The sequence below is a fragment of the Actinacidiphila paucisporea genome (assembly GCF_900142575.1).
Taxonomy (GTDB): domain Bacteria; phylum Actinomycetota; class Actinomycetes; order Streptomycetales; family Streptomycetaceae; genus Actinacidiphila; species Actinacidiphila paucisporea.
On sequence record NZ_FRBI01000007.1, the window covers coordinates 295812 to 304937 of the forward strand.

Below are 9126 nucleotides of genomic sequence, written 5' to 3' on the forward strand. Positions count from 1 at the left end.
GGAAGGGCGCCGGGAGGCGTCAGTCCTCGCCGTACTTCGGGTCGACGTTCTCCGGCGACAGGCCGAGCAGTTCCGCGACCTGCTCCACCACCACCTCGTGGACCAGCAGTGCGCGCTCGTCGCGGCTCTTGGCCCGGATCTCGACCGGCCGCCGGTAGACCACGATCCGGCTCGGCCGCCCCTTGCCCGCCCCGACCAGCCGCCCCAGCGGCACCGCGTCGCCGTCGCCGGCGCCGTCCTGCGGCCAGGGCACCTCCTGCACGGCGAATTCCACGTCGGCCAGTTGCGGCCAGCGCCGCTCAAGGCGGTCGGCGGCATCCCTGACCAGGTCGTCGAAGGCGTCGGCGCGGCTGAGCGCCAGCGGCACCTGCGGCGGCGCGATGGGGCCGCGCATGCCGCGACCGTGCCGGTCGCGGTGCCGCGGACGCGGGTCGGAGGGAGGTGGAGCCGAACTGTCCATCAGCGTGAGCCTAGCTCCCGCCCCCCGCCGTGTCGCGACCCGAGTGAACGCGGCCCCTTTATCGTCATCACGCGCCGAGTTTCAGATCGCATCAGGCCACAGAAGTGACGCAATCGCGCCACCTGGCGACCGAAGGCGTCACGTGCCACCGTCATGACCGAACACCCCACCCTGGCGCGTACCTCCGGCGGCCCGGCATCACCGCAGGTCCACGCCGCGAGGGCGGCCGGGCACCGGAAACCCGCGCCGCCACGACACGACCGGGTGAGCCTGCGGAGAGTCGTCGCGGCCCGCTCAAGAGTGCGGTACCGTCCAACCTCGTGAGCCCTGTACGTCGCTGTTCGCGCACCGCCTGCGGCCGCCCCGCCGTCGCGACGCTGACGTACGTCTACGCGGACTCCACGGCCGTCCTCGGCCCCCTCGCGACCTATGCCGAGCCGCACTGCTACGACCTGTGCTCCGAGCACTCGGAGCGGCTGACCGCGCCCCGCGGCTGGGAAGTCGTCAGGCTCGCCGTCGACACCGGCCCCGTGCGGCCCAGCGGCGACGACCTGGAGGCACTGGCCAACGCGGTACGCGAAGCCGCCCGCCCCCAGGAGCGCACCCGGCGCGGCGGCCGCGACATCGACCCGCTGGAAGTCGCCCGCCGCGGCCATCTGCGGGTCCTGCGCTCACCCGAGTAGCGCCCGCCCCCGTGCTCCGCGCGGAACGGCCATGTCCCCGCCCGGGGTAGGTTGTGGCCGGAACCGCGGCATATTGCCGCGCCGTCCCGTCCGATCCCCGCGACCCCGTACAGCAGAGGTGTGCAGTGGCCGATTTGTCGCAGCTGGTCAAGGCCTACGACGTACGCGGAGTCGTACCCGACCAGTGGGACATCCCGCTCGCCGAGATCTTCGGCGCGGCCTTCGCCACCGTCACCGGCGCCGACGCCATCGTCGTCGGGCACGACATGCGGCCCTCGTCCCCCGGCCTGTCCGACGCCTTCGCCCGCGGCGCCGCCTCCCGAGGGGCCGACGTCACCCGCATCGGGCTGTGCTCCACCGACGAGCTGTACTTCGCGAGCGGGCGGCTCGGCCTGCCCGGCGCGATGTTCACCGCCAGCCACAACCCGGCCCAGTACAACGGCATCAAGATGTGCCGGGCGGGCGCGGCACCCGTCGGCCAGGACACCGGCCTCACCGACATCCGCGCGCTCGCCGAGGAATGGCTGGAGTCCGGCGTCCCGGCCGGCGCGGCCGTCCCCGGCGCCATCGGCGACCGCGACGTACTCGGCGACTACGCCGACTTCCTGCGGTCGCTGGTCGACCTGTCGGGGATGCGGCCGCTGAAGGTCGTGGTCGACGCGGGCAACGGCATGGGCGGCCACACCGTCCCGACCGTGCTGGCCGGCCTGCCCGTCGACCTGGTGCCGATGTACTTCGAGCTCGACGGCACCTTCCCCAACCACGAGGCCAACCCGCTCGACCCGAAGAACCTGGTCGACCTCCAGGCCCGGGTCCGCGAGACCGGCGCCGACCTCGGCCTGGCCTTCGACGGCGACGCCGACCGCTGCTTCGCCGTCGACGAACGAGGCGAAGGCGTACCGCCGTCCGCGGTCACCGCACTGGTCGCCGCCCGCGAACTGGCCGTGAACCCCGGCGCCACGATCATCCACAACCTGATCACCTCCCGCTCCGTGCCCGAAACCGTCAGGGAGCACGGCGGCACCCCCGTACGCACCCGGGTCGGCCACTCCTTCATCAAGCAGGAGATGGCCGCCACCGGCGCGGTCTTCGGCGGCGAGCACTCCGCGCACTACTACTTCCGCGACTTCTGGAACGCCGACACCGGCATGCTCGCCGCACTGCACCTGCTGGCCGCCCTCGGCGGCCAGGACGGCCCGCTGTCCGCACTCGTCGCCGGCTACGACCGCTACGCCTCCTCCGGCGAGATCAACAGCACCGTCGCCGACCAGGCCGGGCGCACCGCGGCAGTACGCGCCGCCTTCACCGGCCGGGACGGCGTCACCTTCGACGAGCTCGACGGGCTCACCGTCAGCGCCGCCGACTGGTGGTTCAACCTGCGGGCCTCCAACACCGAGCCGCTGCTGCGGCTCAACGTCGAGGCCGCGGACGACGCCGCCGTCGCCCGCATCCGCGACCAGGTGCTCACCATCATCCGCGGCTGAGCCGCGCCACCGCCGCACGCGGCACCGCGGGACCACCGTCCCGGGCCCTGCGCTGTCAGGACGGGCACGACGATAGGCTGGTCGGCACAGTCCGGGGCCAGCCGCCCGCACACCGCCAGGAGGACACCGCCCATGCCGCTCGTCGAAGACAGCCTTCTGGACATCCTCGCCTGCCCGGCCTGCCACGCCGCACTGCGCGCGGACGAGGACGCCGCCGAGCTGGTCTGCACCTCCGACAGCTGCGGCCTGGCCTATCCCGTCAGGGACGACATCCCCGTCCTGCTGGTGGACGAGGCCCGCCGCCCCGGCTGACCGGACATTCCGCACCACCGGACCCGGACTCCGTCCGACCGCGTCACGACATCACGACCCGGAGGTCGCCTTGCTCGACGAGTCGCTGCTGGATGACCCCGAAGGCCTCGCCCGCGCCGACACCCGTGGACTGCTCCGCGCAGTCGCCGCCGCCGGCGCCCGGGTCCGCACCGCACTGCGGCTCGCAGAAGAAGCGGGCGTGACCGCGCTGCAGCCCGACGGCCGGCCCCGCACGATCCTGGTGGCCGGCAGCGGGCCCGACGCCGCCGCGGTCGCCGACCTGTTGACCGCCCTCGGCTCCGGCGGCTGCCCCGTCGTGACGCTCACCTCGGCCGGACCCACCCCGCAGCAGGCCCGCTGGACCCTGCCCGGCTGGGCCGGATCGCTCGACCTGCTGCTGCTGATCTCCCCGCACGGCACCGAGCAGGGCCTCACCGACCTGGTCGAGCAGGCCTACCGCCGCGGCTGCACCGCCGCGGCCGTCGCCCCGGCCAAGGCACCGCTGGCCGAGGCCGTCGCGCAGGTACGCGGCCTGGCCCTGCCCTTCGCCGCCCCGGACGGCAACGGCACGGCCGACCCCTCGGCCGACGCCGCCGACACCGGCGCCTTCTGGGCACTGCTCACCCCGCTGCTCGCCCTGACCGACCGCCTCGGCCTGATCACCGCGCCGATCGGCGAACTGCAGGCCCTCGCCGACACGCTCGACGAGGTGGCGGCCCGCTGCGGCCCCGCCGTCGCCACCTACACCAACCCGGCCAAGACCCTCGCCGCCGAGCTCGACGACGCCCTCCCGCTGCTGTGGAGCCAGGGCCCGATCGCCGCGGTCGGCGCCCGCCGCTTCGCCACCGTCCTCGCCGCCCGGGCCAGCCGGCCGGCGCTCAGCGCGGAGCTGCCCGCCGCCCTCACCGCCCACGGCCCGCTCCAGGCCGGCCTGCACGCGCTCGGCGCCGACCCCGACGACTTCTTCCGCGACCGCGTCGAGGAATCCGACGGGCTGCGGCTGCGGATCGTGCTGCTCCAGGAAGCCCCCGACCAGCCCCGTTCCGCGGCACCCGCCGCCCGCGAACAGGCCTACGCACACGACACCCCGCTCAGCGAGATCGCCGCCCCCGGCGGCAGCGATCTGCACATCGCGGCGGAAGTCCTCGCCCTGACCGACTTCGCCGCCGTTTACCTGGCCGTCGCCTCGACCGAGAGACCCTGACCGGCATGAACCGCCTCCTCAACACCGTCCGCCCCTACGCCTGGGGCTCCACCACCGCCATCCCCGAACTCCTCGGCACCCCGCCCACCGGCGAACCCCAGGCCGAACTGTGGATGGGCGCCCACCCCGGCGCACCCTCCCGCGTCGACCGCGGCGCCGGGCCCGTACCGCTCGACACCCTCATCGACGCCGACCCCGCCGCAGAGCTGGGCGACGCCACCGTCAAGCGCTTCGGACCCCGGCTCCCCTTCCTCCTCAAGGTGCTCGCCGCCGGCGCACCGCTGTCCGTCCAGGTCCACCCCGACCTCGCCCAGGCGAAGGCCGGATACGCCGACGAGGAAGCCCGCGGCATCCCGCTGGACGCCCCGCACCGCAACTACAAGGACGCCAACCACAAGCCGGAAATGCTTGTCGCGCTGTCGCACTTCGACGGGCTGTGCGGCTTCCGCCGGCCCACCGAGGCCGCCGCCCTCATCGACGCGCTCGGCGTCGGCGCGCTGGCCCCCTACGCCGACATCCTCCGCGCCCACCCCGAGGACCAGGCGCTGCGCGAAGTCCTGGCCGCGGTCCTCGGCGCCGACCCCGACGCGACGGCCGAGACCGTCCACGCCGCCGCCGAGGCCGCCGCCCGCCTCGCTGCCACCCCGGGCACCTCGCACGCCGCGGACTACGCCGCCTACGCCAAGGCCGCGCACAACTTCCCCGGCGACCGCGGTGTCATCGCCGCGATGCTGCTCAACTACGTACGCCTGCAGCCCGGCGAAGCCCTCTACCTCGGCGCCGGCGTCCCGCACGCCTACCTCGACGGCCTCGGCGTCGAGATCATGGCCAACTCCGACAACGTGCTGCGCTGCGGCCTCACCCCCAAACACATCGACGTACCCGAACTCCTGCGTGTCGTCCGCTTCGAAGCCGACGACCCCGGAGTGCTCCGGCCCGAGGCCGCCCCCGACGGTGAGGAGCTGTACGCCGCCCCCATCGACGAATTCCGGCTCTCCCGGTACGTCCTCGCCCCCGGCTCCGACCCCCGCACCCTCGACCCGGGCACCCCGCAGATCCTGCTCTGCACCGCCGGGCAGGCCTCGCTGCGCGCCCAGGACGGCGCCGCGCTGACCCTCGACCGCGGTGAATCCTGCTGGATCCCGGCCGGCGAACGCACCGAACTCAGCGGCGAAGGCACCGTCTTCCGCGCCACCGTGGCGGCCTGACGCACCGACCGCGAGGCGGACTGCAACAATGTCCGTCCGCAACGCCCGTCACGGCGAGGCAGCCGCCAGGGCCGACGGAAGGGACACCCAGCACATATGAGCGCCTCAGGCGGAACCAGGGCGATCGTCGCGGCGCTGAGCGCCAACCTCGCCATCGCCGCGGCGAAATTCGTGGCCTTCGCCTTCAGCGGATCCTCGTCGATGCTCGCCGAAGGCGTGCACTCCCTCGCCGACTCCGGGAACCAGGGACTTCTCCTCATCGGAGGCAAGAAGGCCAAGCAGGCGGCCGACGAGGAACACCCCTTCGGCTACGGCAGGGAACGCTATGTCTACGCCTTCCTCGTCTCGATCGTCCTTTTCTCCGTCGGCGGCATGTTCGCCCTCTACGAGGGCTATGAGAAGATCCGCCACCCGCACGCCATCGACCACTGGTACTGGCCGGTCGGCGTCCTGATCTTCGCCATCGCCGCCGAGGGCTTCTCCTTCCGCACCGCGATCAAGGAGTCCAACCACACCCGCGGGACGCAGTCCTGGGCCGCCTTCATCCGCCGCGCCAAGGCGCCGGAACTCCCGATCGTCCTGCTGGAGGACTTCGGCGCCCTCATCGGCCTCGTCCTCGCACTGCTCGGCGTCGGCATCGCCCTGGCCACCGGCAGCGGGGTCTGGGACGGCATCGGCACCCTGTGCATCGGCTCCCTGCTCATCTGCATCGCCCTCGTCCTGGCCGCCGAGACGAAATCCCTGCTGCTCGGCGAAGGCGCGGGAGCCGACTCCCTCGACCGCATCCGTGCGGCCACGGTCGACGGCGACACCGTCACCGGCATCATCCACATGCGCACGCTCCACCTCGGCCCGGAAGAACTCCTGGTCGCGGCCAAGATCGCGGTCAAGCACGACGACACCGCCACCGAGGTCGCCCGCGCCATCGACGCCGCGGAAGAACGCATCCGGGCCGCCGAACCCTTCGCCCGTGTCATCTACCTCGAACCCGACATCTACAGCGAGGCCGCCGCTGCCGCGGGCCCCGACCCCGACCAGACGCCCGGCGGCCGCTGACCCGAGGGACTGCGGACGGTCAGCCGACCGGTGTAGATTCGTATCCAGCCAGACGTCGCTGCTGATGGCGGTCGGGCGGTCGCCCCACGGTGACCGGCCGAGGGAGAGAGGGCCTCCGACGGATTGCGCTGCCGCAGGGGGACAGGTGTGTCCGCAGCAGGCCGCACCCGCATCAGCCCCGTGGCCGCGCCACATCCCCGTCCACCTCGATCGCACCGAGGAGCAGCCCGTATGACCACTACTGCCACCGACTTCAAGGTCGCGGACCTCTCCCTTGCCGCCTTCGGCCGCAAGGAGATCACTCTCGCCGAGCACGAGATGCCCGGTCTGATGTCCCTGCGCACCGAATACGCCGCCACCCAGCCGCTGGCCGGCGCCCGTATCACCGGCTCCCTGCACATGACCGTGCAGACCGCCGTCCTCATCGAGACCCTGGTCGCCCTCGGCGCCGAGGTCCGCTGGGCGTCCTGCAACATCTTCTCCACCCAGGACCACGCGGCCGCGGCCATCGCGGTCGGTCCCGAGGGCACCCCGGACAACCCCAGGGGCGTCCCGGTCTTCGCCTGGAAGGGCGAAAGCCTCGAAGAATACTGGTGGTGCACCGAGCAGGCCCTGACCTGGCCCAACACCCCCACCGGCGGCCCGAACATGATCCTGGACGACGGTGGCGACGCCACCCTGCTCGTCCACAAGGGCGTCGAGTTCGAGAAGGCCGGCGCCGTACCCGCCGACGCCGAGCAGGACAGCGAGGAATACGGCTACATCCTCGCCCTGCTGCGCCGCACCCTCTCCGCGAGCCCGCAGAAGTGGACCCAGCTCGCCTCCGAGATCCGCGGTGTCACCGAGGAGACCACCACCGGCGTCCACCGCCTCTACGAGATGCAGCAGGAAGGCACGCTGCTCTTCCCGGCGATCAACGTCAACGACGCGGTGACCAAGTCGAAGTTCGACAACAAGTACGGCTGCCGGCACTCCCTCATCGACGGCATCAACCGCGCCACCGATGTCCTGATCGGCGGCAAGGTCGCCGTCGTCTGCGGCTACGGCGACGTCGGCAAGGGCTGCGCCGAGTCCCTGCGCGGCCAGGGCGCCCGCGTCGTCATCACCGAGATCGACCCGATCTGCGCGCTCCAGGCGGCGATGGACGGCTACCAGGTCGCCACCCTGGACGACGTGGTCGAGACGGCCGACATCTTCGTCACCACCACCGGCAACCGGGACATCATCATGGCCTCCGACATGGCCAGGATGAAGCACCAGGCGATCGTCGGGAACATCGGCCACTTCGACAACGAGATCGACATGGCCGGCCTCGCGAAAATCCCCGGCATCGTCAAGGACGAGGTCAAGCCGCAGGTCCACACCTGGACCTTCTCCGACGGCAAGGTGCTGATCGTGCTGTCCGAGGGCCGGCTGCTCAACCTCGGCAACGCGACCGGACACCCCTCCTTCGTCATGTCCAACTCCTTCACGGACCAGACGCTGGCGCAGGTGGAGCTCTTCACCAAGCCCGAGGAATACCCGATCGGCGTCTACGTGCTGCCCAAGCACCTCGACGAGAAGGTCGCCAGGTTGCACCTCGACGCCCTCGGCGTCAGGCTCACCACCCTGCGGCCCGAGCAGGCCGCCTACATCGGCGTCCAGGTCGAAGGCCCCTACAAGTCGGACCACTACCGCTACTGAGCCCCGGCTCTCCACCGCCCGGCCCCACCGGGCCGGACCGAACCGCGCAGGCCCCCGCCTCCCCGTCGAGGCGGGGGCCTTGCCAGATCCCGAGAACCCACCATGCCCCGCGGCCGCTACTCGCTCCATGACACGCATGACCACACCCCCCTGGGAGAAGAACACTTCCACTGCGCCACCGGCCCCTCCGGTTGGCGCTACACCGCACAGACCACCGCCCCCGGTGGCGACCACGCCGGCTCGGTCGACCTGACCATCGACGAGCTCGGCCGCCCGATCCGCCTGGAGGTCCACGCCCACGCCTGGCAGGTCAGGGCAGCCGCACTCGACGGCGTCACCTGGGTCAGAACCGACCCCACCGGCGAGCATGCGCAGGAGGGCAACGCCCCCGCGCACGCCTTCACCGGCGCCTCGCCCGCCTTCCTGATCGCCACCGCGAGACTCCTCCGCCTCGAACCCGGCGGCCCCGCCACCCGCGTACGTCTCGTGTCATTCCAGCCCCCCGTGCTCGCGCCCCTCACCGTCGACCAGTCGTGGTCGCTGATCACCAGGACAGCACATCCGGCCGACACCGGGTTTCTGCCTGTGGACAACTTTCTGGTGAGTGACATGGCCACCGGCGAGCAGCACGAGGTCCACCTCGCCGGCGACGTGGTGCTCGCGGCCCCCGGCATCGAGCTGGAGGACCTGGAGACCCCGCCGTCGACGTTCACGTGATTTGACGCCTCCTGGGGCAGGAGGTAGATTAGAACGGTTGTCACGAACTGGACATCCGGACGTGACCGACGAAGATCCTTACTACTTCGCCAGACGAAGACACTTCAGCCAAGCCGGAGAGAAATCTCGAGCGGGGCATTCGTGTCCCCGATCGGCGGGTGGTAATTCCGACCGAATAGCTTCTGCTAGAGTCGGAGACACAACGAAGGGAAAGCCCGGAGGGGCCGGTGAAACGGTCTCGAAGGAAGCTTCCGTTCCTTGAGAACTCAACAGCGTGCCAAAAGTCAACGCCAGATATGTTGATACCCCGTCGCGTGCC

Annotated in this window: 9 protein-coding genes; 8 read left to right on the top strand and 1 reads right to left on the bottom strand. The window is 71.7% G+C overall.

Translation table 11 applies throughout. The features are described 5' to 3' along the window. Nucleotides 1–19: 19 nt before the first annotated feature. Entirely contained in the window at nt 20–460 is a 441-nt protein-coding gene (locus BUE44_RS14320) for a metallopeptidase family protein (protein WP_073498011.1), read from the bottom strand. 320 nt (nt 461–780) lie between these two features. On the opposite strand from BUE44_RS14320, the gene BUE44_RS14325 reads away from it, so the two are divergent. From BUE44_RS14325 to BUE44_RS14360, 8 genes are all read left to right on the top strand, one after another. After that, nucleotides 781–1143, top strand: a complete 363-nt coding sequence (locus tag BUE44_RS14325) for a DUF3499 domain-containing protein (RefSeq protein ID WP_073498013.1) — start codon at nt 781–783, stop codon at nt 1141–1143. A 125-nt stretch (nt 1144–1268) separates the two neighbouring features. Further along, nucleotides 1269–2627: a phosphomannomutase/phosphoglucomutase gene (locus BUE44_RS14330; RefSeq protein WP_073498014.1), complete on the top strand. Its 1359-nt coding sequence runs from the start codon at nt 1269–1271 to the stop codon at nt 2625–2627. Between the two features lie 132 nt (nt 2628–2759). Further along, nucleotides 2760–2939: a Trm112 family protein gene (locus BUE44_RS14335; RefSeq protein ID WP_073498016.1), complete on the top strand. Its 180-nt coding sequence runs from the start codon at nt 2760–2762 to the stop codon at nt 2937–2939. Between the two features lie 70 nt (nt 2940–3009). Further along, nucleotides 3010–4143, top strand: a complete 1134-nt coding sequence (locus BUE44_RS14340) for an SIS domain-containing protein (RefSeq protein WP_073498018.1) — start codon at nt 3010–3012, stop codon at nt 4141–4143. A gap of 5 nt (nt 4144–4148) precedes the next feature. Next, entirely contained in the window at nt 4149–5351 is a 1203-nt protein-coding gene (gene manA, locus BUE44_RS14345; RefSeq protein ID WP_073498020.1) for a mannose-6-phosphate isomerase, class I, read from the top strand. Between the two features lie 96 nt (nt 5352–5447). Further along, nucleotides 5448–6407, top strand: coding sequence for a cation diffusion facilitator family transporter (locus BUE44_RS14350; protein WP_073498022.1), 960 nt, complete (start codon nt 5448–5450; stop codon nt 6405–6407). A 231-nt stretch (nt 6408–6638) separates the two neighbouring features. Further along, nucleotides 6639–8090 carry an adenosylhomocysteinase gene (gene ahcY / locus BUE44_RS14355; RefSeq protein WP_073498024.1) on the top strand — a complete coding sequence of 484 codons (1452 nt, stop codon included), beginning with the start codon at nt 6639–6641 and terminating at the stop codon, nt 8088–8090. A 102-nt stretch (nt 8091–8192) separates the two neighbouring features. Beyond that, on the top strand, nt 8193–8807 hold the full coding sequence (locus tag BUE44_RS14360; protein ID WP_073498026.1) for a hypothetical protein: 615 nt from the start codon (nt 8193–8195) through the stop codon (nt 8805–8807). Nucleotides 8808–9126: the final 319 nt, after the last annotated feature.

Excerpts from the sequence above, each read along its gene's own strand:
- BUE44_RS14335 (WP_073498016.1), top strand. The coding sequence starts at position 2,760 with ATGCCGCTCGTCGAAGACAGCCTTCTGGACATCCTCGCCTGCCCGGCC.
- BUE44_RS14350 (WP_073498022.1), top strand. The coding sequence starts at position 5,448 with ATGAGCGCCTCAGGCGGAACCAGGGCGATCGTCGCGGCGCTGAGCGCC.
- BUE44_RS14320 (WP_073498011.1), bottom strand. The coding sequence starts at position 460 with ATGGACAGTTCGGCTCCACCTCCCTCCGACCCGCGTCCGCGGCACCGC.
- BUE44_RS14360 (WP_073498026.1), top strand. The coding sequence starts at position 8,193 with ATGCCCCGCGGCCGCTACTCGCTCCATGACACGCATGACCACACCCCC.
- ahcY (WP_073498024.1), top strand. The coding sequence starts at position 6,639 with ATGACCACTACTGCCACCGACTTCAAGGTCGCGGACCTCTCCCTTGCC.
- manA (WP_073498020.1), top strand. The coding sequence starts at position 4,149 with ATGAACCGCCTCCTCAACACCGTCCGCCCCTACGCCTGGGGCTCCACC.